Genomic DNA, 26430 nt, shown 5'->3' on the forward strand with positions numbered 1-26430 from the left:
TATTAAGAGACAAAAAAGAATTCAAGTGAATTCTTTTTTGTCTCTTCTTTGTGATATTTTGCTTGTTTTAACTATTGAAAAAAGATGTTACCTTGCTCTACTTTTTACACTAACACTTAGAAATCGCCGAATGTTCCTAGTTTTATTCAAAGGTGTCCCTTTTTCATCTACTTCAAGGCAATGTTTCCATTCATTCTATTTTTACGTTCCCTAACGAATCAGCTGGCAGACTGTAAAATATAGGGTTTGCTGCAATAGTAATATGGTAGCGATAGAGGAACTATCACAAAGAGCAAGCTCAACTTCTGACAATGATAAAGCGGTATCATTCATTTGTGCATGGTTATCCAATACTAGGTCAGCAAATTCAAACAGTCGCAACCCATTACTGTGTTGTGATTTGATACTTCGCGAGAGATCAAATCCAGTAACAATAATCAGTAAATGACCATTTGACTTGATCCATTGAGCTAACTCCACAATACTTGGATCCCTGCCTTCATTGGAAAGAAGTAGAAAAATATCTGCTTGTTTGACAGAGAGCTGATCAATGATCGCTTTTCCTGTTCCTTCCAAAGTTTCATATATCCCATTTGCCGGATTTTCAATTAACTTGCCCGGTATCATTTCAGGTAAATGCTCCCAAAACTCAAATGCTATCCCGCTTAGTGTACGACTAGCAAAGATTTGTAAACGTCCACCTAATGAAACTTGACGAGCAATTAAAGAAGCAGCTTGAACCATCAAGGGTTCTTCGATTCTTAATTTCTTTTCTAGTTGCTGATAATAATCAAAATAGCGTAAACTCATTTATTTCTCCACCTTTAATTTCACAACAAAAACAGCAAGTGCGCTAAAGCATAAAAAAAGAAATCAGTTAAGACGTATCAACCTTTTACTTGAAAATGAAAGATAAAAAAAGGCATTGAGCATACTGCCCAATACCTTGACATAGTAAATAAACGAGCTACCGACCATCGAAAAACCGACACAAGGGTAGAAATCTCCCCAGAAATTAGGTACAATAAATACGGTCGATGCCTTGCATTGACTATGGCAAATGATCGGTCAGGGTGTATACGTGTGACTGGTCATTCCCTGATAGTTAGTTGCCGCTAACTATTAGGGAGCCTTTTTTTATTCTGCTGTTTCTATCTTCAATCATTTTAAGTAATCTATCAGACAAGTGCAAGTCCGAAAAAATAAAAAAACCATGGTCTGTTTTCTTGACATATAAATCAACTTTTTTAACTGAACAAGAATCCTATCACGATAGGATTCTTGTTTTTAGATTTATTTTTTAACAATGATAACAGCCAATATCTACTTAAATAAATAAATTTGCCGTCCACAATTAGACATGTCATGATCATTTTTTGTTTAGCCTACCAGGATGACTCTCCCCTACTGCTTTTTGCTAACTCCCATTCCTTAAATGGTATACTCAGACCCTAAAACCAGACAAAAAAGCAACCGCTCATCCAAATAAAATGGATTTAACCAGCGATTGCTTTGTTCTAACGAAAAACTCAAGCGAGCAATAACCGTAGTTGCAAGCTACATGGATCAACTTTCTTAACTCACTGCTTTTAGCGTTTATCTGATCGTTTTGTTCTGCGATGAGAAGCCGTGTGTCTGCCTTTTTTGCCGATATGAATGCCTCTAAAGAAATAAGGGATAAAGATGATGAAATAACCTATGATAAATATCAAAGCAAAAATCATAGCTTCCCACGCACCTAAAGCAAGTTCAAGCATAACACTTAAAATAGAAATTGTTGCTAAATACCAGATAAAAATCAATAATTTCTCTTTTTTTCTAGCCATTTGAATGAAAACATATCCACAAATTAGCACCAATGGAGTCAAAAACAACCAGTTATTTCCTTCCATCAGCCATTTCAATCCATCAAGAAGTGTTTGACCGATTGTAATCAATTTTCCCATACAAAGCTACACACCTTTTCTGTATTTAAAAGTCAATTTTGCCATAACTCTTTTATATTACTACATAATAAGAAAAATGACGTTTATTTTAATAGCTAACAAAAAGTATTTTACTAAAATTTAAGCAACGAACTAGATAAGACCAAGTAAAAGTACCTTAGTTTAGAAATTATAACTCTTTACTAAGTTGTATCAGATACTCTTTAAGGGCAGCGCCGATTTCTGGATGTTGTAACCCATAATCAATATTGGTTCGCATGTAACCATATTTATCACCAACATCATATCGTCTCCCTTTAAAATTTCTTGCATAGACTTTTTGATGGCGATTTAATGTATCAATCGCATCCGTTAATTGGATTTCATTGCCCGCACCTGGTGTTTGCGTTTCGAGTATTGGAAAAATGTCTGGTGTTAATAAATAGCGTCCAATAATGGCAAGGTTACTAGGCGCCTCTTGAGGAGTAGGTTTTTCTACCATTTTTCTTACTCGATATAACCCAGTTTTTTCTTCCTCTCCAGGATCAATGATTCCATATTTTCCTGTATCTTCTGGCAAAACTTCCATCACTGCAATCGTTGATGAATGAGTTTCCTCGAAGTCCATCATTAGCTGTTTTGTCAAAGGGACTTGATCCACCATCAAGTCGTCCCCTAACATGACAACAAATGGTTCATCTCCTACAAATGCTTTGGCCTGAAGAACTGCATGCCCTAATCCTTTAGGGTAAGATTGTCGGATAAAATGAAGATTAACAGCTTCCGTTTCCTTGATGGTACTTAATAAATCGAGTTTTCCCTTCTCACGCAGATTTAATTCCAATTCAAGGTTAGCATCAAAATGATCTTCGATAGGACGTTTTTCTTTCCCAGTAACAATTAAAATATCTTCAATCCCAGATTTTAACGCTTCTTCAACAATGAATTGGATCGTTGGTTTGTCAACAATAGGAAGCATTTCTTTAGCCATTGCTTTTGTCGCAGGTAAAAAACGCGTACCTAAACCACCTGCCGGTATGATTGCTTTCTTAACTTTCATACACCCCGTCCTTTCATTTCAATATAAGCCCTTAGCTTAATGAAAATTCATTCTCTATTTTACCATCTCGCAACATGATTTCTTTGGCTGCTTGTTTGATGTCTTCTCCATTATATAATACATTGTAGATTGTCTGTGTGATCGGCATCTCTACCCCTAGTTGTTCCGCTAATTCAACCGCAGCTTTAGTAGTAGAGACTCCTTCAACCACCATTCCCATATTCTCAAGTACTTCTTCTAATTTATGTCCTTGACCAAGCAAATTTCCTGCTCGCCAGTTACGAGAATGAACACTTGTACAAGTCACGATTAAGTCACCTACACCACTCAAGCCAATAAATGTCAATGGATTGGCACCCATTGCCACTCCTAGACGACTAATCTCCGCTAATCCTCGAGTCATGATCGCCGCTTTTGCATCATCACCAAAACCTAATCCATGGATGGCACCAGCACCGATAGCAATGATATTTTTTAAAGCCGCACCCGTTTCAACTCCGATGACATCATTATTCGTATAAATTCTAAAATAATCATTCATGAACAGATCTTGCACATAGATTGCCGCTTGCTGATCAATGCTTGCAGCAGTAATGGTCGTAATATCATGAACAGCAACTTCTTCCGCGTGGCTTGGTCCAGAAAGCACGACGATTGCCTTTCTTTTTTCCTCTGGAATCTCTTCAGCAATAACTTCAGAAATGCGTTTATGTGTTCCTTGCTCTAACCCTTTACTTGCATGAATGATGATTGGTTTAGTATTCATTTTCTCAATCAATTCTTGAGCAACTGAACGAATGGCTTTCGTTGGTACAACGAATAAAACCGCATCGACATCCTTCACTGCTTCTGCTAATTCTTTATAACCGATAATCGTTTCGGAAATTTTTAGGTTAGGTAAAAATTGTTTATTTGTATGATACTGATTCATTTCATCGATTTGTTCAGGAACATTTCCCCAAATACGAACATCATGTCCGTTTTCTGCTAAGGTTTGCGCTAAAGCAGTCCCCCAAGAGCCTGGGCCTAAAACTGCAATTTTTTGTTTCATTGATATTCCTCCAAATAGTTGATAGTAACTATTATAGTATAGATACTCTAAATGTTGAAAACTATTTTTCCCGTTTTAACAGTTTGTTTAACACTTGACATTGTTGTATTAAGATACATTTTAATTTTATGTCATTCAAAGCGTTATAATTATCATATAAATAATCATTGAATCAACTAGAAAGGGGGGCTAGAATATGTGGTCTGTTACACCGCCATTTTAATTAATGTTTCAGTTATTTTTATTCCAGCGATATGGGTTGCATCGTTTGTCCCATCACTTTTGTACGATCGTTACTAAATGATAAAAGAAGAAAACACCAGAATTCAGATTGAACTGTGTGTTTTCTTCTTTTGTTTATTCTCTCATCCTGAACAACTGAAAATAACTATTTAGATCAGAGCATGTAAAATGGTTGCGTGGCTTATCTTATATTTTGATTCTGACAATTTTATGTAAAAAAATCAGAGTGCGCTTTATATGTGTATGTCCTCATTACATCCTCATTGTAATAGCCCTGACATACTGCACTCTGACTCTTTTTTTATTTTGTTAACTTTATTAACTGATCTTCAGCCATAATGCTAAAGCCACATCAGGTTCCCAACCGATTTGTCCCATGTGGATGTTACGACAACGGTAAAGATTTCCTTTATAGGTCACAATATCACCAATATTATATAATTTCCCAATTTTCCATTCTTCTGCTTGATTATCTGCTGTCGTTTTCGCTGTCACTTGTTGACTTTTCTTAGAAATACCAGAAGAATTGACTGCTGCGATTTGATAAGTGTATGTCGTATCAGACATTAATCCCTTGTCTATAAAATCTGGTGTCATCGTGGTTGTTAATAGAACGCCATTTCGATAGATTTCATAGCCGATGACCTCTTCTTTCGGATCATTTGCAGACCAACCGAGTGTCACAGAGTTTTGCGATACACCTTTTACTACTAAACCAGTTGGCATCGAAGGGGCTGGCAATTGTGAACCAGCTTGTGTTCTGATCGTTAATACGTCAGACGATGTTGAGCGATTTCCTGATGTATCGACTGCTTCAACCGTAAATGAATAGGTTGTGTCAGGGGATAAATTGCTCACCGTATAATTGGTTGTGTTACTAGTGCCAATGAGTTGTTTGTTTTGATAAATATTATAATGAGAAACACGCACATTATCAGTAGAAGCTGACCAGCTTAATGAAATGCTTGATTGCGTTGCAGTTCCTTTTAAATTTTCTGGTTTAGAAGGTTTCTCAGTATCTGGTACTTGCTCTTTGAACAATCCTTGATAAGCATTCGCAAACGACTGATTATAGGCAATCCCAGCTTTATTTCTGCCCTCGTCCCAATTGACACTCCATGTCATGATTCCTTTTAATGGCGTTTGATCTTTTGTCATTTGTTCAAACACTTGGTAGACCTTTGAAGGATCTTTGACATAGCCATTCGCTGCGGCATCTTCGTTAGCTGGGATCCCTAATGCTAGTTTACTTGCAGGAATTTGGATAAAGCCACCGCTTCCTTCATTAAATGATTTTGAAATCCCGTACAAAAATTCATACTTTTTATTGTCATTGTTTTGGGCAATCCATTCCGTCCCAACACTGATCCCATCGCCTGCTTGATTATACAATTGAGGGGCAATAAAGTCATATTCATTTTGTAAAGCTGTAATGTATGGTACATATGCCCCATTTGTTCTTAAGTATGGAAATTCAGGCGCCATTGAGATAATAAAATGTTTGTTTTCTTTCTTGTAATGCTCACGAACGATTTTTAATGCCGCCGGAATGACTGTTTGATTATCCCCAGCAGCCACCGCAGTTTGTTCCAAATCAATATCTAATCCATCAAAGCCATATACTTCTACTAACCGAATGATTTCATTCGCAAAAGCTTGTTCCTGGCCACGATGTAATTCAATATGTGAATCTGCTCCTCCTAGAGAAATAATGACTGCTCGCCCTTGCGCATTCAATGTTGCTACTTTTTCACGAAAGGCCTGATCCGTCATATTATAAGGTTTAAAAGTAGGAATCCCTTCTCCTTTCATAAACGAAACCGTCACTACATTGTAAAAAGGATTTATTTTGGCCAAATCAATGTCGGCTGGACGACCTCCTTGATAGCCTGCGCCTTGTTCCGCTTGCCAGTTATGGTAGTATCCGACTGCAATTTGTTTATTCGCGAGGTCAGGCATCGTGTCTGCTGCATCAGCTGCAAAAACCGTCGTACCTCCACTTACTATTGCACTAAACACGCCTACAGAAAATAATACTAGTTTTTTCTTCATCAAACCGCCTCCATTATTCTTTATTACATAACATATTACACCATCAATTAAAACGATTACAATTATTTGCATAGTATTGCAACACCCAAATAATCGATTACGCACTTTTTCTTTAAAAGCGCGCAAAAATGACGCTTTATTTAAATTTTATTACATTTGTGATATATTTAAAAAAACATCTACAATATATATAAAAAAACACTAGGAGGATAAAAACATGACTAACCATTCGTCTCTGATTCGTAAGTTAAGAAAAGAACGTGGCTTAACACAAGAACAGTTGACACGAGGTATCTCACAACGAGGAACCCTTGCAGCGTTTGAATCAAGAGGAACAAAGATCAGTTTTGAACTATTAGTTAACTACCTTGAACGAATGAACATTACTTTAGAAGAGTATCAATTTCTTCTTAATAGCAATTCACTTACGAATAAACAAAAATTGACCAACTATCTCATCTCATCAAAAAAAATCACTCACGAACAAGAATTAGAACTACTAAACGAATACGAAAAAACAGGCAGCATCTACTATCGTTTGATTTATGCCCAACGAAAATTGATTATGAACTACCTCTACAACCATACTGATACCACTTTGAAAATAGAAGAAGAAATTTTTGTGATCAAAAATTATCTTGAAAAAATTGAAACCTGGGGACATTTTGAACTAACGATTTTTTCAAACTGTTTGTTTATTTTTGATGATCAATACATCATCCATCTCTTTCAAACCAGTGTATCAAAAATGAAAACGTACATAGACGCTACCTACTATTCAGAACTTTTCTCTAATTTTATTCTAAATGGTTTACGCCTCTCATTTAACCGTCATTCTGCGATTCTTAGAAAACTTTTTCTATGCGAACTGAAAAGATTAACGCAAAATCACAAACAGTCAATTGATCTTGCCCAGTATAAATTATTTGCGGCTTTGGATCGATTAGCAGATGGCGATCATTCAGCCATCCCGGAAATCGAAAAGGGTCTTCGTTTTTTTGAGTGGTTAGATTTGACTAATGCTAAAGAATATTTTAGTAATCTCAAAAATTCATTGATTGAAAGCAGTTTACAAAACAAAGCCAATTAACAATTACGAACCGGAAGATGTTATTTTTGTTGTAATGCTAGACAAACAATCTAAGCTTACTGTTCTCCTCGTTATACTAAATTCATGAAAAGAAAACCTTTTCATAAAAATTATTTGGAGGAAAGTTATAATATGAAAAAAAGTTCTTTATTAGGGTTAGGTTTGGTTTTAGCAACGACAGGATTGACAACATTATCTTCCGTCAATGTTTCAGCACATGGTTATGTTATCTCGCCAATTAGCCGTGCCTATCAAGGTCAATTGGATAAAGAAAACATTGGCTATGATTTCGCAGTTCAAAAATATGGTCCGATCATTAATGAACCACAATCACTAGAAGCTCCTCAGGGATTCCCTAAAGGTGGACCAGCAGATGGAAAAATCGCTTCTGCAAATGGTGCAAGAGGATTTGAATTAGATAAGCAAACTTCAAGTCTATGGACGAAACAAAATTTAACAGGGGGAGCGACAAAATTCACTTGGAAGTATACGCAATCACACCCAACTAGTAAATGGCATTACTATATCACTAAACCAGGTTGGAACCAGAATAAACCACTTTCTCGCAATGAACTTCAATTGATCGGCGAAGTCCAAGGAAAAGGTGCGCAAGCTAGCACGAGTCCAACTCACACCATTACGATCCCAAATGACCGGATAGGTTATCATGTGATTTTAGCAGTTTGGGATGTAAGTGATACATCAAATGCCTTCTACAATGTCATTGATGCGAATATCCAACCTCGTAGTATCTTAAATGATTTAAATGAATCCATGTGATTCTCTTTAACTGAACAATCAATCATTCTTCATTTTCTTTACTGTTTATTGAAAACATTTGCTCAATCTTTCCCACGATGGGTAGTTCTAGTATCGCTAGGCTCAACATCGTGGGATCTTTTTCGTTTCACTTTTGCCACTCATCAATAATAAGAGCGTATCAGAAAGAAGTTATCTTTTATCGAATGCTTTTTCATGATAGCGAACTGAGTGTACTTTTTTAGGAACCATACTTTTTTTGTTGCAATAACAAACAATATTTAACCCTCTTCTCCTATCGTTTTATACTATTTTTGTGAAAAAATTTATTTCACATAATAAGCAATTGATGGAGGGAATCAAGATGAAAAAAAGTTTAGTCGTAGGATTAGGTCTCGTTTTAGCAACAACTGGTTTAACTGCCTTATCGACAGTTAATGTGGATGCTCACGGTTATGTGGAGAAACCTATCAGTCGTGCCTATCAAGGAGAATTAGACAGTAAGAAGAATTGGTATGCAGCTCTTGAAAAATACGGTGAAATAATTACTGAGCCACAATCACTAGAAGCACCTAAAGGATTCCCAAATGGTGGACCTGCAGATGGAAAAATTGCTTCCGCAAATGGTGTCAAAGGATTTGAATTAGACAAACAAACTGCTACTATTTGGACAAAACAAAACCTTTCAACTGGTCCAACGAAATTCACTTGGTCTTATACTGCCGCGCATAAAACAGCTAAATGGCATTACTATATCACGAAAAATAATTGGAATCCAAACAAACCATTATCCCGCGATGAATTTCAATTTATAGGTGAGGTAGACGGTCACGGGAAAGATGCCGACACAAATCTAACACACACGATCACTATTCCAGGTGATCATCTCGGTTATCATGTCATCTTAGCCGTTTGGGATGTGAATGATACTTCAAATGCCTTTTACAATGTGATTGATGCGAATATCCAACCTCGTAATCTCTTAACTGACTTATCAAACAATTCATAAAAATTCTTCTATCAACATATCAATACACGGATCAAATCGCTCACTTGGTCCATGTCATAACCAAAAAACATACCAGCATGAACCGTTTATTTCACTGACAGACGATTCATATTGGTATGTTTTATTTAATTATTTTACGAAATCGTTCCTCTTAGAACTGAATGTGTCGCTTAATACTCAAATTGACGGTAATATCTTCTGATTTCTAAGGGGTGACAATTTAATTGCTCGATATGCGCATCGATTCGTTGCGTCACCGCATGCATCAGCAAATAAGAAAGGACACGTCCACGATAACTTTCGTCAATTCCTTCAATTGGATAGTCTTTTGTATCAATCAATGTATAATTTGCACAGATTTTTGGTAATAGGTTTGCGACTCTTTCTGCAAGTACACGTTGTTCATCTTCTCCTAAGAACAACGTCACTGGTGTCGTTTCTTCAATCACTTCTAGCGTACCATGTAAAAATTCAGCAGCATGGATCGATTTAGAAGGCAACCAACTTTGCTCTTCCCAATAACACATCGCATAAGAATAGACAGCGCCCCATTGGTTCCCAGCACCGATAAAATAGTGCATCGAATCATGACGATGTTTTTCAGCAAACGCTAATCCAAAAGCATCTGCTTGTTTTTCGGCTTCGACTAAGCCAACTGCTAAGTGCTCTTCTAATTGTTGATAATAGGTTACGTAGTCTTCAAATTCGCCATGATTATACATCAAACGATCTGCGACCATAAAGAATTTGATTTGTTCGGTTCCAGGTGCAGGATAAGTGATCGTATGGTCACAAAGTTCAGCGAGAATACTCTCTTTTGTATCAATAAACCCGATCAGTGTCGCACCCACTGTTTTGATTTCTTTGACCGCTCGCACGACTTCTTGCGTGGTACCAGTAACTGAAGACAAGACAACAATTGATTTTTCTGTTAGGCGTTTGTTGCCAGTTGTGTAATATTCTGCTGCATGTTGGACATAAACAGGTAGGTTACTTTTACCGTTCATATAAGTCACAGCTTGCATCGCTGACGCGTAGGTTCCGCCGATTCCTAAATAATAAATTGCATCGAATCCCTCTCCCAATCCGTCAATGATGTGTTCCACTTGCGGACGTAAAGCTAGCGCCCCATTGATATCCTCGATTTGTTTTTGTTCATTGAATTTTAACATAGTCTCCACCTCTTAAATTTTACTTTTTAATACTTCATCAAAATCATCAAAAATTCTTTGACCTAAATCGATCCCTTTGGCAGTCGCAATTTTATAAGCCAAAACTTGGATCGGTACAACTAAAGCTAAAACAGAAAGATCTTCTTCGCTAGTGATTCCCAGACTAAGCTGATTCTCAGTCGTTTCTCCTTCAGTCGTTACAACAATGACCTGTCCAACATATTGTTTCATGTATTGTGCTAATCGCTGGGAACGTTTTTGACTATCACTATCGGTTTCCAGGAAGAATAGGATGTGACCAGGATTGGCTTCTAAATACGGACCGTGCATGTATGCCTCTAATTCAAAGCCTTGGGAAGGTTCCCGAACAGTTTCCGTAAACTTGGTTTCAAACTCTTTCGCTGTTCCCCAATTCGGTCCATACCCGATCGCAATAAATCGTTTTGCTACACGAAAGAGTGCTTCATTTTTTTCAAAAAATTGTTCTGTTTGCGCAATGATCTGAGGAATTTTCATCACGATTTCTCTTAGTTGAACTAGTTTTTCTTCTTTTTGCGCTGCTGTTATTCTGTCTTTACTGGTTCCAATCGCTAGACCTAAGAGAATCAACTGAAGAACGGTTGCTGAATAGCCCTTGGTAACAAACCCCACTTTTTCCACGCCCATATTCAAGTCAATCACTTGATCCACTTCTTTGGTGATCGGACTTTGATCATCTCCAGTTAAAGCGATCGTCCGTCGTTTTGATGATCGGATCTTTCGAATGGCATCGACTGTCGAAGCACTTTTCCCACTTTGAGAAACAGCGATGACTGTATCAACTTCTTCTGACAATTTCCCATAATGATTAAAATGATAAGGTTCTTGGATATCCACAGTGATGTCTCCATAGCTTTCTAGTGCCGGCTTTGCAGCAAGACAAGCATTATACGAAGAACCTGTCGCCAGAATCAGAACGTGTTGCATGTTTTGATAAGACACATGAAGTGACGAATCATTCTTTTCAAGAATCGCTGATAAAGCTGTTTTTTCTTCATGAATATAATCAAGCATTGTGACCATCTTGTTCTCTCCTTTTCTAAAAGATACCAATCCATGAACCAGCGATCCCAAAAATAGCTAATCCAATCAAAATCATCAATGGTTTGACTTCTTTTTTCAATAAATAAAAGACTGCTCCAAAGGCACCTAAACTTAAAATATGAGGAACGATATCATCAAAAATACTTTGGATCGTGACGGCATTTTCACCTGTTCCGATTTTCAAAGGAATATTGATATCGATCATCGTCGCAGTCATTCCGCCAACTACCATCAATCCAATGATTGAAGCACCTAACGTTAAACTTTCCATCATTCCGTTTGCTTGGATTTTCTTTAAAAATCCAGTACCTAGTCGATAGCCCCAACTTGTTGCCAAGTAACGAAACAAAACATGAGGGATATTGAAAATCAAAAGGAATAAAATTGGTCCTAAAATATTTCCTTGTAGTGCTAGCGAAGTCCCAACACCCGTCGCAATCAAACGCAACGTTCCCCAAAAGAATGAATCGCCTAACCCTGCTAAAGGACCCATTAGTGAGGTCTTGATACTATCGATAGCTGTTACATCAAACTCTGGGTCATTTTTATTTTCTTCTTCCATTGCTGCATTGATCCCTAAGATCAGGGTCACGATATGTGGTGTCGTGTTAAAAAATTCCAAGTGTCGTTTAAGCGCTGCTGACATTTCTTCTTTAGTATGATAGAGCTTTTTCAAGATGGGAATGATGGCAAAGACATAGGCCATATTCATCTGTCTTTCATAGTTCCATGAAAATTCCATTTGAAATGAGCGCCAAAAGACCTGATTCAATTCTTTTTTGGTCACTTTGTGTTCTTCTTGATTAGAAGTCTTCATCCTCTTCTACCTCCCCTGCTGAAGTTTGAACGGATACTTGACGTACGTTCATGATATTGACGACAATGACGGCTAAGATCGCCCCAAAGATGGCAATACCTGTTACTGGAATCTCTAAGTAAGCTGCTACAGCAAAGCCTAAAAAGAAATAAGGTGCTACTTTTTTATTGATCAATAAACGTGCCAGCATGGCAAATCCAAGTGCTGGAATCAACCCAGTTGCAACGGTCAAGCCGTTTTGCACAAAATCTGGTATTTTCGCTAAGAGATTCCCGATCGTTTGACTTCCGACTAAATAAGAAATCATGACTACCAGACCAAGCATCAATGACAAGCCGAAACCAGCTAATAAGTGCATGTGTTCGACCCCTTTATAATTCCCATCCTCCGCATAACGATCTGCTCTGTGGTTCATGATCGGAATCAAGAGTCCTAAATAAACATTTTTTAAAATAAGGGTAAGTGTCGCAATTGGTAAACCTAATAGTAATGCTGTTTCTGTTCCTGCTCCTGCAGTAATGGCAAATGCAGTTCCTAAGATTCCACCGGTCACAACGTCTGGTGGAATCGATGCTCCAACTGAAAATGAACCAATAAAAGCTAATTCCAAAGTTGCTCCCATAATAATACCTGTTTTTACATCTCCCAAAACAATCCCTGTAAATAATCCCGTTACGATCGGACGAGAAAGCAGGGAAGTTCCTAACGCATACTCTGATTGCGCAATAAAGGCAACCAGACCTAAAAGAATTGCTTGTAGGATCATCTTTTATTCTTCCTTTCTCATAAGACTTCCTTTGCTGCTATTTTTTTATCTGCTGGTACTTGACGAATTTCTACTTCTATCCCATCAGCGATCATTTGTTCCAACAATTTTTCTTCTTCAGGTAATACGTTGACCGCTTTACCTAGACTCCGCGTTCCTTCCTTTGCTTTAATCCCACCTAAATTGATTTGCTTGATCTGTGGACAAGCTTTTGCTAATTGATACGCATCTTTCACAGACTCTACTACGATAAATAGTTTATATTTATCCGTTACGCCACTTTGTAATGCAGCGATCGAATCTTCAATCGATTTGATCACTAGTTTCACTCCTTGTGGCTTTGCCAGCTTAATGGTTGTTTTGCGTATTTCATTGTTTGGCACATCATCATTTGCGATCAAAATACAATCTGCCCCAATTGATTGTGTCCAAGAAAAAGCGACTTGACCATGCAATAAACGATGATCGACTCTTGTTAAAATAATCATTTCCAATCCCTCCTAAAATTCTTCTTCTTCCATTTTTTTTTCGATACTTTCATTACAAAATTGGATCATTTCTTTTGAATCATTCAAAACCTGATGGATCAATTCAACGATTGAATCAGCTGTCTCAATTTTTGTGGCAATCTCGATCAACAATGGCAGATTCAAACCAGCAATCAAGTAGATATTCGGTCGGTTAATGTACTGCAAAAATTCATTGTTTACACTGCCACCAAATAAGTCAGTGATGATGATCAACTCCTGCCCTTGATGATCGTTGATCAATTGCTGCACTGATTTTGCTAAATCAAACGTTTCAGTTCCATAGCAATCTAACGCTAGGATCGAATGCGTTTTACCAAAAATAAGTTCCAAAGAATCTAAAATCCCTGAAGCAAAACGTCCATGGGAGGCTAGAATAATTGTTCTTTCCATGTTTCCACCTCTTTCTTACTCTCACTACAAATAAAGCAAGATACGTGCCAACATAGTGGCGGTATCTTGCTTACGATTAAAATTCTTCTTCTGAGCCTATTTTATCCTCTACATTTTCGAGAATATCATAAATATAAGCGACTTCTGATGGTGGGATCGTGACACTATAATGTTCTTCGATGACACTAAATGCTTCTTTGATTCGATCCAAGGTTTCTTTTTGACACTGTAACAACTGTTCTTGACCATGGTAACTTTCAATCGGGATCTGCCGGATCAATCGCTCGATCAAACAACTGACATGGACAAAAAGGGCGATCTTTTGTGGCGTCGTGATGTTCTTATCAAAACGCATCTCCAATTCACGCATAAACAGCTCGATTTCTGTCATCACTTTTTCTGTATCAAGGATCGTCACCGACTCCAGTACTTTTTCTAATGAAAAATTTCGGACAAATTGCTGATCAAAGTTAGCTTGTTCTTTCAATGAAAAAATAGGAGCCAGCCATTGAACAAGTTCATCCATTTTCTCTCCTGAAATCAATGACTCTAACGAAAGATATGGCATCGTGTCGATTTGAGGATTCGTTGTCCCAATGATGCCAATCACATCGTACATCGAAAAAACCGATTCCGTTAATTTTCTTTGGGTTAATACTTGGTATTCATAAGGGATGATTTTAAGTGCGCTGTTTGCTGGTAAACTTTTTTCAAGTAGTTCACTCATATGGACAGCCGTTCCGATCCCCGTCATGCAAGTGATCAGTAATGCTTTTTGTTTATTTTTTTGAGGGTAAATGATCGTCCACTCTGCTTCCAAGGAGGCCACCGCTTCCTTGACGATTTCTTCCAGATCAGTCATTTTTTGCATTTTTTCTCCAATACTGATAACTAATGGTGTTGTCACATTATTCAAAATAACGATTGGGGCAAAGACCTGATCTTTGAATAGTTGATGGATTTCTTTTAGCGAGCCCATATCAACTAAAATGATCAGTCCATTAGAGATATCATGACGATTACTGTAATCAATCATTTCATCCGCAATTTGTTGGGGTGTCACATCTAAGGGCATATCAAAGGATTCAAACAGATCATTTCCCAACAGTCGATTAGCGACGTTTGCCATACTACTAGCGGTAGCATAACCATGAGCAGCAATGATTGCTTTAGGCACACTTTGTTCTTTTGTCCATTTCGTCCGTCTCAAATAGATCGTTAATAAAATATGATCTAATAAAGTAACTTCTAAATCTAACTTAGCTTGTGTCAATTCCAAGATCCGATGGGCGTAGTGATAGTTTGCTGGATACATTAGTTCTAACTGGCGGTCTAGTTCCTTGATCAATTGTTCGATTTCCCCATCTTCTGGTAACCACTTTACTGTGCTTCTTTGATAGAGATAATAACTTAGAGCATAGACGCTGTTACCATCAAACTTGATCTGATAGGCACTTTCCATTTGTTTTAGCGTTTCTCGAATGGAGTGCAACCAGTAGACTAGTAGTTCATGTTTTTCTTGGCGACTCGTTTCAAAGAGTAAAAAATCAAATAAATAAACGACTTCTTCTTTTAATTTTTCCTCACAGTTACTTACTGTTGCGCCATTTTTCTTAAAGGTCAATAATAGTTGTTCAAAGCAGCGGATCATTCGCTCCTGTTCTGGTTGTCTTTTTTCAACCAAATGAGCTAATTCTTTTTTCTCAGTGATCCACACAGCTGATTGGGCTGGGCTGTCTTGATGGGGAACCTTCAAAAGATATCTTTGTAAATGTTGGAGTTTGATCGATAGGCTCTCTTCCTCTTTTTGTTCAGCGAATGCTTTGGCTACAGCTACTTTTACGCTATTTTTCAATTCGCCGATGTTTCCCGAAAAACTTTGGTTCGTCAATAATGACAGCACTTGACCACTCACTTTCATTGGTCGCTCGATTTTTCTTTGTTCATTTAAGAAAAAAGAATAAATCAGCTCCAATCGTTCTTCTTTTCCACGAGCACGTAAAGAAGGCAGATCAATCTTAAAAGGAATCCGACGCATAAAAGTGGGCAGAAAATGTTTGGTGACTTCTTCAGTCGTAGCAAAGAAGAGCCGAACATCGACTTTTTTCCCCTGATTCGTTTCTCCCATTCGATAAATAATCCCTTGATCCAGATACGTAAACAATTTTTCTTGTCCTTCAGGGCTAAGTCGATGAACTTCATCTAAAAATAATAATCCCCCATCGGCTGCCTCAAAAGCGCCAATCTTATCTTGTGTCGCACCGGTGTATGCTCCACTGACATGTCCAAATAAATTACTCGTCAACAATTCTGGATTGTCGGCATATTGAGCACAATTCAACGTCACGAAAGGCGCATTTTCTGGTAAGAGATCATGTTCTAAACAGTATTGATAAACGATATTGACTAAGAAGCTTTTCCCTGTACCACTTTCTCCAGTTAATAACACAGGTAGCCCACCATCTGGATAAAAAAGAGCTGTTTTGATTTGTTCAATGCTTTCTTTCAGGCTTGCTTCGTGACCGATCACTAAAGAAAAAAGATCTTTACTTCTTGAAAAAATAGGCTGTTCAGCCCTAATTTCTTCAGTTGAGGCATAATACGTTTTACTTAAAGCAAAAAATTGCTGTTCAAAAGCCATTTTATGAAAGTAATAGACCGGACGAGAATTGATCTTAACCAAAATGCCAGCTTCATTTAATTGATTAAGATAATGACTGACCGTATTACGTTTCACTTTAAAGTATGCTGCTAAATATTTCGCTGTAAAAACATCACTTAATTGTGCTAAATCGATAAATGCCGTTTGATTTTCTAAATAATCTTGGATTTCTTCTTTTAACATTCTCTCACCTCTTCTCCATCATAGGAAACGCATTCATTTTGTCAATAGCTATTTTTATCTAAAAAGAAGGAGAAACAAACGAGATTCGTCAATGACTTTTTTTGCTAATTCACTTCAAAGTTTCATTTATGAAAAGGCTTATTCACTTTTCATTCTAAATTTCATAAGATACAATGTGAGAGTACCTACTTATACATAGGAAAGTACTCGTTTAAGACAAAGGGTCATCAATGTAAAATAGACAGAAATTTCTTGCAACTGACTCCCCTTTCTCTTAAATCCGTGCCTACCGTTTAAGTAGCTAAGAAAGAAATTCGAGAAAATTTATTTGGCTTTTTCTTAGCTAATGGTAAATATATTTTAGGAGGAATCATATGATTCAGTTATTGCGTTATGCAAGAGATTACCGTAAACAAATCATTCTGGGTCCCGTTTTTAAATTCTTAGAAGCTGTCTTTGAATTGATTTTGCCATTATTGATGGCCTCATTGATTGATAACGGTCTAAAGATGAATGATCGTGGTGTGATCATCCAAATGGGGATCTGGATGGTCGTGATGTCAGTTGTTGGATTGATTTGTGCGATCATTTGTCAATATTATGCTTCAATAGCTTCACAAGGATTTGGTACTGAGCTTAGAAATCAACTAATCAAGAAAATCAATTCCTTTTCACATAGTGAATTAAATCATTTTGGTACAGATACATTGATCACTCGAATGACGAACGACATCAACCAACTCCAATTAGCATTAGCCATGGTAATCCGTTTATTGATCCGTGCGCCATTTCTAAGTATCGGTTCAGTCGTCATGGCCTTTGTGATTGACTGGGAAATCGGCTTGTTTTTCTTAGCTATCCTACCGATTTTTTCAATCATTTTATACTTTATCATCAAAAAAACAATTCCACTGTACCAAAAAGTCCAAGAAAAACTGGATCGTTTAAATGAAACGGTTAGTCAAAATCTAAGCGGTGTTCGTGTAATTCGGGCATTCTTCCGCACAAAAACAGAAATTGATACTTTTGATGAGGACACCGATGAATTAGCTAAAAACTATTTACGTGTTTCAAACATCTCAGCTCTCTTATCACCGGCTACCACATTGATCATGAATATCGGTATTATTTGTTTGTTGACTGTTGGTGGGATCAAAGTCAATATCGGACATTTGCAACAAGGTCAAGTCCTTGCGTTGATCAATTACATGAATCAAATGTTACTGGCATTGATCGTCGTATCTAACCTGGTCGTTATCTTTACCCGGGCCGAAGCTTCAGGTAATCGGGTCAAAGAAGTCCTAGAAACTGACATTACACTGACAGATGCAGAAGATGCCTTGACACCGAATTTCCAATCCGAAAACATCGTTCAATTTGAACATGTCGACTTTCGTTATACTGAAAAGTCAGGATTATCTTTACAAGACATTACTTTTGCTTTGAAACGAAACACGGTTTTGGGGATCATTGGACCAACCGGTAGCGGAAAAACAACTTTAACTCAATTGATTCCACGTTTCTATGACGTCAACGCAGGTTCCGTTGCTTTTGATGACGTGGATGTTCGCTCATGGAAACTTGATCCTTTAAGAAGCCAAATCTCACAAGTTCCTCAAACCGCTGTTTTATTCACTGGAACTATCCGTGAAAACCTTCAATGGGGAAAAGAAGATGCCACAGATGAAGAATGTTGGGAAGCTCTTAGAATTGCTCAAGCAGAAGATTTTGTTCGACAACTTCCTAAAGGATTAGAAACAAAGGTAATGGAAAACGGAAAAAACTTTTCTGGCGGTCAAAAACAACGGCTAACGATTGCACGTGCGTTAATTGCCAAACCTGAATTATTGATTTTAGATGATTCTTTAAGCGCGTTAGATTATCAAACCGATCTTAACTTAAGAAAAGCATTACAAACCTCACTAGATACGACAGTCATTATTATTTCTCAACGAATCCGCTCGATTCAAGAAGCACATAAGATCCTCGTGATGGATCAAGGAAAGATCGTTGCGCAAGGGAAACATGAAGATTTATTGAAGGATTCCGTTGAGTATCGCGAAATCGTCGCATCACAGGAGGAAGAATAAGATGAAAACAAAAAAATTATCCTGGAAAACCCTCAAACGATTCGTTCCTTACCTTACAGCCTATTCAAAAGATATCTGGTTTGCGATCCTTTTAGGGATCATCAACGGGATCGCTACTGTGGTAATGACTTTACAGATTGGTCAAAGTATTGACCAAATGATCGGCGCAGGTCAAGTTCGATTTGCTCAATTGTTCCACCTCTTATTATTATTTGGCGGGATCGTATTGATCAACGTGATCAGTCAATGGCTGATCCAAGTCTTAAGTAATCGCTTGGCTTATCTTTCCGTAGCAAAATTAAGAAAAGATGCCTTTGCACGTTTGAATAAATTACCGCTTCGTTACTATGATCAAAATTCACACGGGAATATCGTTAGTCGTTTTACCAACGATATGGATAATATTTCCATTGCGATCTCTGCGGCGTTTAACCAAATGTTTGCCGGCGTGGCTATCATCGTCTTGTCTTTTATATTTATGTTACGCCTTAGTCCTTTATTGACACTCGTCGTGATTTGCTCCACACCGATCATTTTTCTTGTGAGTTGGATCGTTGCCCGTGCATCACAAAACGACTTTGACAATCAACAAAAGATTATCGGGAATATCTCTGGCTTTGTTACCGAACGGATTGGGAATCAAAAAATCGTCAAAGCCTTTCAACAAGAAGAAATGAATCAACGACAATTCCAAGCATTGAACACTGATCTTTATCAAAAAGGACAACGTGCCCAATTTTCTTCTTCTTTGACGAATCCGTCTTCTCGTTTTGTGGATCACTTAGCTTATCTTTCGATTGGATTAGTTGGTGGTTTACTAGCATTAAGAAGTGGCTCAGCCATTACAGTCGGTGTGATCTCTAGTTTTACGATCTATTCTAGTCAGTTTTCTAAACCGTTTATTGAACTTTCTGGAATCACGACACAGATCCAAACCGCTTTTTCTGGATTAGAACGTGCCTTTGAACTCATCGATCAACCCGAAGAAACGCCAGATGAACCTAATGCTTATGCGTTGAATCCAGCAACAATCAAAGGTGAAGTAGCGTTCAATCATGTATCCTTTTCTTATGAACCAAGTCAACGATTGATCGAAAATTTCAGTTTCGTTGCTAAACCAGGGCAAACGATTGCGATTGTAGGTAAGACTGGTGCTGGTAAATCCACGTTAGTTAACCTGTTGATGCGTTTTTATGATGCGACAGGTGGAACTATTACGATCGACGGGTATGATATTCGAGATATCCAAAGAGATAGCTTGCGAAAAAGCTTTGGAATGGTTTTACAAGATACTTGGCTCTTTGACAGTACGTTAAAAGAAAATCTACAGTATGGCAATCCAGATGCTAGTGATGAAGAAATCAATCAAGCACTCAAAGCTTCGTATATGTATGAATTTGTGGAACGCTTGCCTGAAAAGTTAGCAACAAAAATCGGCGGACAAGGACTGAAAATCTCTGACGGACAAAGACAATTGTTAACGATCGCCCGTACAATGATCAGCAATCCTCCTATGTTGATCCTAGATGAAGCAACTAGTTCAGTCGATACTTTGACGGAAAAGAAAATTCAAGATGCCTTTTTAACAATGATGGAAGGCAAAACGAGCTTTGTGATTGCCCACCGTTTATCGACAATCAAAAATGCCGATCAAATCTTAGTCATGGAGCAAGGCGCCATCGTTGAGATGGGTACCCACGATGAATTACTACAAAAAGACGGGTACTACCATCAACTATATCAAGCGCAGTTTACTAAAAATAGTTAACTGAATCAAAAAGTAGTTGTAATAAATCAGTGTAACTGTCCCTCAAGAGCTAGTTTTTCACTAACTTTTGTGGGACAGTTATTATTTTATTAGAGAAAAGCATTAAAAGAACCTATTCATTCACTCCTAAAACATGAACAACGTCTTTGCGACATGACTCACTTTATATGTAAATGGTTATCAAAACTATACTTCTTCATAAAAAAACAAAAGCAAAACATTTCATCCCTAGCTCATCTTTAAATAGCTTAGCTGCCCAAAACTTCCTTACTACCAACGGTTTTTATTCTATAATTGAAGGTAAAAGAGAAAGACCATAAAGTCTCTCATATTTTTTTAAAGCTAAAAGAAACTCCTCTTCAAGTTGAGTTGCACCAATTAACCTTATCCCCATAAAAAAATCTGTTAATTGCTTAGGATTAGCTGTACGCTCGACCAAGCTATTCAGTAGCAAATCGTCAAACCTTTCGTGTACCTCTGTTTTTTGTGGTGTCACTAGTCTACCTCGAACCATCTTTAATTTTTCTAGATATTCTTTTGAATAGCCGCTTTCTTTTCTTTCTAGCATTAAAAGAAAGAGAACATGATACAACGTGCAAAGTGAAGAGAGAAAATTTTCGTTATCACCCATTCTTTCTACTTTCGAAGCTTGCATTTGAATAAATTCTGTTGTAAAAAGAAAAGCCAGTGAAGTAAATGTGACTATTTCAAAACGACCATATTCTGCTACTTTTTCTAGATGGTTCATGATCGCTTTGATATAAACCTTATCATGTAGGGTAAACTTTCTTTCATCATTCGGTAGTAAATGCCATTGATAGCCTTTAGCTATTAGATAATTCCGCTTATCAACAATGCTTTTTGTTTTTTTGATATCTAATTCTAAATTTCTTAATCGGTCGTCAATTGGTAACTTGACATCTTCCAATTGACTAAGTAGCTGATTTAACTTTTGTCTTGGATGATTTCCGTTTATTTTATTTAAATAAAATAAACATTCGTCTAACTCAATGTTCATCTTTTTTAAAAAAGCTAATAAAGGAATCAATGGAATCTGATTTTTACCACTTTCGTATTTTACTAAAGATTCTCTAGAAGTTATTTTATGTGCTAACTCTTTTTGAGATAACCCCCTTTCCTTTCGAAATTTACGTAGTAATTCATGAATTTCCATTCGTCGTTCACTTCCTTTTTTAAATTCAATGTGACTATTGATACCATATAAAATAATTTACTCGTTTTCATTCTATACTATGGATAGAAGCAATAAAAGCGCTTTAAATAATAGTAAAGGAGAAAATATCAGGAGATTTGTGAATATAGTTATTTGGTGATTATGTTTTATTCACTAAATTGTTATAAAGTGCTTATTTTTACTGCAAAGTACAAAAAAGAAATGTTATGTAAGAATTCACACGACTAAGAGTAACTATTTTTTACTTAAACTGGATCATCGAAAGGAATTAAAAAAATATGTTAAAAAACAAATTCATTATAAGTCTTATTGCTGTTATAACTCTAGCTTCCTTTATCATTCCTAACTTTTCTATGATTGTCAATGCAGAGATGATTCAAGAGACTGACTATGTGCCAGTGACACAAACGATTAGTACCTATTTTGAAAGTAATCCAGTGACGGTCCCTGGTATAAATTCGAAAGAAGCTACATCAATCGTTAAAAATATGGTCATTTTGTCTGAAACAGCAAAAGAAATTAGCTCGAAAGAAAAAAACAAACTAATGGATGTATTTTCATCTAAACTTGACTCTACTATTCAATTACATGTTTCAGAAAAATATTTAACATTGGACAATGCTACAGCGTTACAAATTATAAGTGAAAATGGAGAAAATAAAGATTATTATTCATTGACTGTACCAATCACAAATGAACACTATAATCTATTCAGCAGTGTTACGGTAATCTTTGATATGATGTACAACATTAAGGGAGTCCAAGAATCTTTGATCACTCAATCAGAAGAAGATACTTTCGAGATTAGAACATTTTCCAATGGCGAAGAAATGACTCACCAAATTCTTGAAGATAAATTTATACCAAATAATGAATTGAAAAAACAGTTACAAGAAGTTCAAAGTGAGTTTCTTCATTTGAAGCAAGCCCGTGGAATGGCTGAAAAAGCAGCCTGTCTAGCAATTGTTTTAGGAATAAGCCGTGCAGTTGCTAACATCATTGCCCCTACATGTGCTGCTGCTTGTCTTGCAGTTCCATTAGTATGTGCTGCTTGTATAACAGGTTTTGTCGCTCTTGCTGGTGGTGCCATCGGTGGAGTAGTCGCATGTTTTAAATTATAAACTGGTTGTGTTTATGATAAATATTAATCCAAAAAAATTGATGTGTTTCATTTTAATTATTTTTAGTTTACCTACTATTTTATATGTCTATACTCAAATGGCAACATCTAAAGAAGGTTTATATGAAGTGGATAGTATTTCTTTAGAAAAAATAATGAATGGAAAGGATACTTTATTTGTTTATGTAGGGAGACCTACATGCCCCCAATGTAAAGAATTTGAGCCTATTTTGCGAAAAGTACTAAACAACCAGCACCAATCTATGGGATATTATAATACAGATAACGCTCGTAAAGAGAATGAGGATAAGTTGGAAATAATGGCTGACAGCTTAGAAATTAATTCTGTCCCGGCCATAATAAAAATTGTGGATGGGAAAGTTATTGATCGAATAATTGGCCTAAAAAATGAAAAAGCAATCAAGGAGTTTATCCTAAATGGCTAAAAAGAATTGGTACAAAGAATTGTTAAAGATATCACTGTGTATAAATATTATTATGACACTTTTCCCTAATTTTAGATCTGGAAGTGCTATTTTCTACTTCAATCTTCAAATTGGGCTTGCCTATTACTATCTTTCATTAACAAAGCCCTCTAAAAGTGTCACAATCCTTTTGACCATCATCAGTAGTATTCTAGGTGGTATGGCCATATATCATCTCTTTCAATCGTTGTTCACTATTTTATAGAAATAAACGTCTCCTTTCTTACAATAAATAAGCAAAAGAAGCAACCTTCTGGGATGGGAAGGTTGCTTCTTTGTTTTCTGAGTTGACTATTTTGCGTGAAGAGTCATACTTCTTAAAATCTTTTTGTATGGAATACTACGTCCGACGTAATACATCGCAATGGTTTGAATAGGAATCCAAACGACTGTTTTTAATAACCTTGGTGCCCAGACGATCCAACTAAATAATGGAACATGATACATCATCGCTAGCCACAAAGGAGTCAATAGCAAATTAATGATCAGCGTGACCGAAAGTGTAGCTAATAGCGAATTTTTCCAAGTAATCTCTTTTCGATAAAAAAAGAAACCATAAATTGCTCCTTCAATAAAGGCATTCAAAGTAAAACCAATGAAGAAAGCTGTTTTTGAAAATAACGCCATTCCTACTAAGTCAGCTAATACACCCCCAATTCCAGACCAAAACGGGCCAAATAAAATCCCCATGATCATTTGTGGAATAAATGTGACACTGATCTTCACAAAAGGGGTTTCGATCGATACCAAACGGGATAAAGTGACCATCAAAGCAATCAACAATCCCATGATAGCGATCATGCGTGCGTCTAACCGATTTTTCTTCATTTCTTAGCATCTCCTTTAAGAGCTGCTACATCCTACATGCAGCGAATGCGAAAATAAAACCGCGAACAACTTGTCCTTCGTCAAAGAGGCAACATCCCATCCTCTCAGCACTTAACGCTTTATTTTCTACTCTGTTTATTTTTGGGAAGTCATTCCCAGCAAAACTATAGCATAGATCACACACGACTGTAAATAAAAAAACATACATTCCCGAATAAAAAGTAATTCATGTTCGTGAAAAATCACACATTCAACGAACATAAATGGACGATCAATAGCAAATAACGAATTTTATTCCAGAGACAACGGTCGATTTTCTAACTCATGAACTACAGTACGGAAATCCAGAAAGCCAGCTTCTAGTCCTCGCAACAGTACTTCTGCTGTTCCAATATTAGTTGCTAAAGGAATTTCGTAAACATCCGATAAGCGGATCAGTGCAGTCACATCCGGTTCATGAGGCTGTGCAGCCAACGGATCTCGCAGAAAAATCACGAGGTCTAATTGATCTTCTGAGATCATTGCACCAATTTGTTGGTCACCACCTAAAGGACCGGATTTAAAGCGATGGACTTTTAAGCCAGTTGCTTCGGTGATTTTACCACCTGTTGTCCCAGTTGCGAATAATTCATGTTTTTCCAGGATTGCCTTATAGGCGGTTGTCAACTTGATCATCAAGGGCTTTTTGCGGTCATGAGCTATTAAAGCAATTTTCATATTGATCATCCTTTCCTCTCTCAACATCTTATTCCTACTCTCTATTTTACCTCAAGGTGTAGCATATTGCCCAAAAAGACAATCAATTCTTGTTCAAGTTGCCATTGAGCGTAGATAACGCTTTCATCTATACTTAATTCAACATTAAAACTAAACAGAAAGCGTGGAATGAATCATGGTAGAAATGGCACTGAAACATGTATACAAACAATATGACAACGCAGAAAATTATTCCGTAACGGATTTTAACTTAGCAATCGATGATCGTGAATTTATTGTCTTTGTTGGACCTTCTGGTTGTGGAAAATCAACTACATTAAGAATGATTGCTGGGCTAGAAGATATCTCGGAAGGAGAATTAAGCATCGGCGGTAAAGTGATGAATGATGTAGCACCAAAAGATCGTGATATCGCTATGGTATTCCAGAACTATGCGTTATACCCACACATGACTGTATTTGACAATATGGCTTTTGGGTTGAAGTTGAGAAAGTATGACAAAGCAGACATCAAAAAACGGGTAGAAAATGCTGCTGAGATTTTAGGGCTTACTGAATATTTGAAACGTAAACCTGCTGCTCTCTCAGGTGGCCAACGTCAACGGGTTGCTTTAGGACGTGCCATCGTTCGTGATGCAAAAGTTTTCTTGATGGATGAACCATTATCAAACTTAGATGCAAAATTACGGGTAGCGATGCGTGCTGAGATCGCCAAACTCCATCAACGTTTAGAAACAACAACCATCTATGTAACCCACGACCAAACAGAAGCAATGACGATGGCAGATCGTATCGTTATCATGAAAGATGGCTTTATCCAACAGATCGGTACGCCAAAAGAAGTGTATGACACACCAGTCAATATGTTCGTCGCAGGCTTTATCGGTTCACCCGCAATGAACTTCTTCAACGTTACTTTAAACAATGGAGTAATCAGTGACGGTCATGGCTTAAAATTAAAAATCCCTGAAGGAAAAAACAAAGTCTTAGTTGAAAAAGGCTATGAAGGGAAAGAAGTTGTTTTTGGTATTCGCCCTGAAGATATCCACAGTGAACAAGTGGTGTTAGAAGCACAACCCGAAGCAGTTGTTCATTCAGAAGTTGTTGTATCAGAATTGTTAGGTGCAGAAACCATGCTTTATACCCGAACAGGTACAACTGAATTTATTTCAAAAGTCGATGCACGTGACTTCCATAAACCAGGGGAAATGGTCGACTTAGCATTCAATATCAGCAAAGGACATTTCTTTGACAAATCAACTGAAGAAGTGATCGGATTGCCATAAAAATTAAAAAATCAGCTTTTGATGTAAATTTTAGCAGAAACTATGCCAAAAGCTAGAACTATAACAAATAAGCCGAAAGTGCTGTGTTCATACACAGCACTTTCGGCTTATTCATTTTAAAGGAGTTATCTCTAGTTAAAGAGGAAAAAC

23 protein-coding genes and 1 riboswitch are annotated in these 26430 nt (G+C 37.1%); of the genes, 8 read left to right on the forward strand and 15 right to left on the reverse strand.

All coding sequences use genetic code 11. The features are described 5' to 3' along the window. Positions 1–210 precede the first annotated feature (210 nt). From IGL28_RS10740 to IGL28_RS10760, 5 genes are all read right to left on the reverse strand, one after another. Entirely contained in the window at positions 211–810 is a 600-nt protein-coding gene (locus IGL28_RS10740) for an SIS domain-containing protein (protein ID WP_010737187.1), read from the reverse strand. A gap of 779 nt (positions 811–1589) precedes the next feature. Next, positions 1590–1946, reverse strand: coding sequence for a hypothetical protein (locus IGL28_RS10745; RefSeq protein ID WP_081128528.1), 357 nt, complete (start codon positions 1944–1946; stop codon positions 1590–1592). Positions 1947–2115: 169 nt separating this feature from the next. Continuing rightward, on the reverse strand, positions 2116–2985 hold the full coding sequence (gene galU, locus IGL28_RS10750) for a UTP--glucose-1-phosphate uridylyltransferase GalU (RefSeq protein ID WP_034700586.1): 870 nt from the start codon (positions 2983–2985) through the stop codon (positions 2116–2118). Positions 2986–3016: 31 nt separating this feature from the next. Continuing rightward, positions 3017–4036, reverse strand: coding sequence for an NAD(P)H-dependent glycerol-3-phosphate dehydrogenase (locus IGL28_RS10755; RefSeq protein ID WP_010737185.1), 1020 nt, complete (start codon positions 4034–4036; stop codon positions 3017–3019). Between the two features lie 561 nt (positions 4037–4597). After that, positions 4598–6331: a fibronectin type III domain-containing protein gene (locus IGL28_RS10760; RefSeq protein WP_081204202.1), complete on the reverse strand. Its 1734-nt coding sequence runs from the start codon at positions 6329–6331 to the stop codon at positions 4598–4600. Between the two features lie 217 nt (positions 6332–6548). Between IGL28_RS10760 and IGL28_RS10765 the strand changes: the two genes are divergently transcribed. From IGL28_RS10765 to IGL28_RS10775, 3 genes are all read left to right on the forward strand, one after another. Further along, positions 6549–7421, forward strand: coding sequence for a helix-turn-helix domain-containing protein (locus IGL28_RS10765; RefSeq protein WP_053766334.1), 873 nt, complete (start codon positions 6549–6551; stop codon positions 7419–7421). A gap of 132 nt (positions 7422–7553) precedes the next feature. After that, positions 7554–8201, forward strand: a complete 648-nt coding sequence (locus IGL28_RS10770) for a lytic polysaccharide monooxygenase auxiliary activity family 9 protein (RefSeq protein ID WP_010737182.1) — start codon at positions 7554–7556, stop codon at positions 8199–8201. 343 nt (positions 8202–8544) lie between these two features. Then, on the forward strand, positions 8545–9189 hold the full coding sequence (locus IGL28_RS10775) for a lytic polysaccharide monooxygenase auxiliary activity family 9 protein (RefSeq protein WP_053766333.1): 645 nt from the start codon (positions 8545–8547) through the stop codon (positions 9187–9189). Positions 9190–9359: 170 nt separating this feature from the next. Here IGL28_RS10775 and IGL28_RS10780 read toward each other — a convergent pair whose 3' ends face one another. The 7 genes from IGL28_RS10780 to IGL28_RS10810 all read right to left on the reverse strand — a co-directional run bounded on the left by IGL28_RS10780 (position 9360) and on the right by IGL28_RS10810 (position 16792). After that, complete coding sequence (locus IGL28_RS10780; protein ID WP_053766332.1) at positions 9360–10361, reverse strand: SIS domain-containing protein; 1002 nt, start codon at positions 10359–10361, stop codon at positions 9360–9362. A gap of 12 nt (positions 10362–10373) precedes the next feature. After that, positions 10374–11423, reverse strand: coding sequence for an SIS domain-containing protein (locus IGL28_RS10785; RefSeq protein ID WP_010737179.1), 1050 nt, complete (start codon positions 11421–11423; stop codon positions 10374–10376). Between the two features lie 16 nt (positions 11424–11439). Further along, complete coding sequence (locus IGL28_RS10790) at positions 11440–12261, reverse strand: PTS system mannose/fructose/sorbose family transporter subunit IID (protein ID WP_010720756.1); 822 nt, start codon at positions 12259–12261, stop codon at positions 11440–11442. Beyond that, entirely contained in the window at positions 12248–13027 is a 780-nt protein-coding gene (locus IGL28_RS10795; RefSeq protein WP_010720757.1) for a PTS mannose/fructose/sorbose/N-acetylgalactosamine transporter subunit IIC, read from the reverse strand. Before IGL28_RS10795 ends, IGL28_RS10790 begins: the two co-directional genes overlap by 14 nt. Before the next feature lie 17 nt (positions 13028–13044). Next, positions 13045–13515 (reverse strand): PTS sugar transporter subunit IIB, encoded by a 471-nt coding sequence (locus IGL28_RS10800; RefSeq protein ID WP_010720758.1) that lies wholly within the window; start codon positions 13513–13515, stop codon positions 13045–13047. 12 nt (positions 13516–13527) lie between these two features. Beyond that, positions 13528–13947 carry a PTS sugar transporter subunit IIA gene (locus IGL28_RS10805; protein WP_010720759.1) on the reverse strand — a complete coding sequence of 140 codons (420 nt, stop codon included), beginning with the start codon at positions 13945–13947 and terminating at the stop codon, positions 13528–13530. Positions 13948–14023: 76 nt separating this feature from the next. After that, positions 14024–16792 carry a sigma 54-interacting transcriptional regulator gene (locus IGL28_RS10810; protein WP_081128524.1) on the reverse strand — a complete coding sequence of 923 codons (2769 nt, stop codon included), beginning with the start codon at positions 16790–16792 and terminating at the stop codon, positions 14024–14026. A gap of 374 nt (positions 16793–17166) precedes the next feature. Between IGL28_RS10810 and IGL28_RS10815 the strand changes: the two genes are divergently transcribed. Beyond that, positions 17167–18882 (forward strand): ABC transporter ATP-binding protein, encoded by a 1716-nt coding sequence (locus tag IGL28_RS10815; RefSeq protein ID WP_438843955.1) that lies wholly within the window; start codon positions 17167–17169, stop codon positions 18880–18882. A gap of 1 nt (position 18883) precedes the next feature. After that, positions 18884–20650: an ABC transporter ATP-binding protein gene (locus tag IGL28_RS10820; protein ID WP_010737174.1), complete on the forward strand. Its 1767-nt coding sequence runs from the start codon at positions 18884–18886 to the stop codon at positions 20648–20650. Between the two features lie 283 nt (positions 20651–20933). Here the strand turns inward: IGL28_RS10820 and IGL28_RS10825 are convergent, their stop codons facing one another. Next, a complete protein-coding gene (locus tag IGL28_RS10825; protein WP_081128522.1) occupies positions 20934–21824 on the reverse strand; it encodes a helix-turn-helix domain-containing protein in 891 nt (296 codons plus the stop codon). A gap of 299 nt (positions 21825–22123) precedes the next feature. Here IGL28_RS10825 and IGL28_RS10830 point away from each other — a divergent pair, with 299 nt between their 5' ends. Beyond that, positions 22124–22966 carry a hypothetical protein gene (locus IGL28_RS10830; RefSeq protein ID WP_081128520.1) on the forward strand — a complete coding sequence of 281 codons (843 nt, stop codon included), beginning with the start codon at positions 22124–22126 and terminating at the stop codon, positions 22964–22966. Positions 22967–22979: 13 nt separating this feature from the next. After that, positions 22980–23411 carry a thioredoxin family protein gene (locus IGL28_RS10835; RefSeq protein WP_438843956.1) on the forward strand — a complete coding sequence of 144 codons (432 nt, stop codon included), beginning with the start codon at positions 22980–22982 and terminating at the stop codon, positions 23409–23411. Between the two features lie 330 nt (positions 23412–23741). Here IGL28_RS10835 and IGL28_RS10840 read toward each other — a convergent pair whose 3' ends face one another. Both IGL28_RS10840 and mgsA read right to left on the reverse strand, forming a co-directional pair. Further along, positions 23742–24278 carry a folate family ECF transporter S component gene (locus IGL28_RS10840; protein WP_010720763.1) on the reverse strand — a complete coding sequence of 179 codons (537 nt, stop codon included), beginning with the start codon at positions 24276–24278 and terminating at the stop codon, positions 23742–23744. A gap of 37 nt (positions 24279–24315) precedes the next feature. Continuing rightward, a riboswitch (THF riboswitch) is annotated at positions 24316–24414 on the reverse strand. A gap of 155 nt (positions 24415–24569) precedes the next feature. Beyond that, positions 24570–24995, reverse strand: coding sequence for a methylglyoxal synthase (gene mgsA, locus IGL28_RS10845; RefSeq protein ID WP_014834468.1), 426 nt, complete (start codon positions 24993–24995; stop codon positions 24570–24572). 175 nt (positions 24996–25170) lie between these two features. On the opposite strand from mgsA, the gene IGL28_RS10850 reads away from it, so the two are divergent. Then, positions 25171–26280, forward strand: a complete 1110-nt coding sequence (locus IGL28_RS10850; protein ID WP_010720765.1) for an ABC transporter ATP-binding protein — start codon at positions 25171–25173, stop codon at positions 26278–26280. Positions 26281–26430: the final 150 nt, after the last annotated feature.

Source organism: Enterococcus sp. AZ077 (assembly GCF_051714965.1).
Taxonomy (GTDB): Bacteria; Bacillota; Bacilli; order Lactobacillales; family Enterococcaceae; genus Enterococcus_B; species Enterococcus_B hirae.

What these genes read in the sequence shown, in the direction of transcription:
- IGL28_RS10740 (WP_010737187.1), bottom strand. Translation starts at nt 810, where the DNA reads ATGAGTTTACGCTATTTTGATTATTATCAGCAACTAGAAAAGAAATTA.
- galU (WP_034700586.1), bottom strand. Translation starts at nt 2,985, where the DNA reads ATGAAAGTTAAGAAAGCAATCATACCGGCAGGTGGTTTAGGTACGCGT.
- IGL28_RS10810 (WP_081128524.1), bottom strand. Translation starts at nt 16,792, where the DNA reads ATGTTAAAAGAAGAAATCCAAGATTATTTAGAAAATCAAACGGCATTT.
- IGL28_RS10770 (WP_010737182.1), top strand. Translation starts at nt 7,554, where the DNA reads ATGAAAAAAAGTTCTTTATTAGGGTTAGGTTTGGTTTTAGCAACGACA.
- IGL28_RS10785 (WP_010737179.1), bottom strand. Translation starts at nt 11,423, where the DNA reads ATGGTCACAATGCTTGATTATATTCATGAAGAAAAAACAGCTTTATCA.
- IGL28_RS10775 (WP_053766333.1), top strand. Translation starts at nt 8,545, where the DNA reads ATGAAAAAAAGTTTAGTCGTAGGATTAGGTCTCGTTTTAGCAACAACT.
- IGL28_RS10820 (WP_010737174.1), top strand. Translation starts at nt 18,884, where the DNA reads ATGAAAACAAAAAAATTATCCTGGAAAACCCTCAAACGATTCGTTCCT.
- IGL28_RS10760 (WP_081204202.1), bottom strand. Translation starts at nt 6,331, where the DNA reads ATGAAGAAAAAACTAGTATTATTTTCTGTAGGCGTGTTTAGTGCAATA.
- IGL28_RS10745 (WP_081128528.1), bottom strand. Translation starts at nt 1,946, where the DNA reads ATGGGAAAATTGATTACAATCGGTCAAACACTTCTTGATGGATTGAAA.
- IGL28_RS10840 (WP_010720763.1), bottom strand. Translation starts at nt 24,278, where the DNA reads ATGAAGAAAAATCGGTTAGACGCACGCATGATCGCTATCATGGGATTG.
- IGL28_RS10835 (WP_438843956.1), top strand. Translation starts at nt 22,980, where the DNA reads ATGATAAATATTAATCCAAAAAAATTGATGTGTTTCATTTTAATTATT.
- IGL28_RS10850 (WP_010720765.1), top strand. Translation starts at nt 25,171, where the DNA reads ATGGTAGAAATGGCACTGAAACATGTATACAAACAATATGACAACGCA.
- IGL28_RS10830 (WP_081128520.1), top strand. Translation starts at nt 22,124, where the DNA reads ATGTTAAAAAACAAATTCATTATAAGTCTTATTGCTGTTATAACTCTA.
- IGL28_RS10825 (WP_081128522.1), bottom strand. Translation starts at nt 21,824, where the DNA reads ATGGAAATTCATGAATTACTACGTAAATTTCGAAAGGAAAGGGGGTTA.
- IGL28_RS10815 (WP_438843955.1), top strand. Translation starts at nt 17,167, where the DNA reads ATGATTCAGTTATTGCGTTATGCAAGAGATTACCGTAAACAAATCATT.
- mgsA (WP_014834468.1), bottom strand. Translation starts at nt 24,995, where the DNA reads ATGAAAATTGCTTTAATAGCTCATGACCGCAAAAAGCCCTTGATGATC.
- IGL28_RS10805 (WP_010720759.1), bottom strand. Translation starts at nt 13,947, where the DNA reads ATGGAAAGAACAATTATTCTAGCCTCCCATGGACGTTTTGCTTCAGGG.
- IGL28_RS10755 (WP_010737185.1), bottom strand. Translation starts at nt 4,036, where the DNA reads ATGAAACAAAAAATTGCAGTTTTAGGCCCAGGCTCTTGGGGGACTGCT.
- IGL28_RS10795 (WP_010720757.1), bottom strand. Translation starts at nt 13,027, where the DNA reads ATGATCCTACAAGCAATTCTTTTAGGTCTGGTTGCCTTTATTGCGCAA.
- IGL28_RS10780 (WP_053766332.1), bottom strand. Translation starts at nt 10,361, where the DNA reads ATGTTAAAATTCAATGAACAAAAACAAATCGAGGATATCAATGGGGCG.
- IGL28_RS10800 (WP_010720758.1), bottom strand. Translation starts at nt 13,515, where the DNA reads ATGATTATTTTAACAAGAGTCGATCATCGTTTATTGCATGGTCAAGTC.
- IGL28_RS10765 (WP_053766334.1), top strand. Translation starts at nt 6,549, where the DNA reads ATGACTAACCATTCGTCTCTGATTCGTAAGTTAAGAAAAGAACGTGGC.
- IGL28_RS10790 (WP_010720756.1), bottom strand. Translation starts at nt 12,261, where the DNA reads ATGAAGACTTCTAATCAAGAAGAACACAAAGTGACCAAAAAAGAATTG.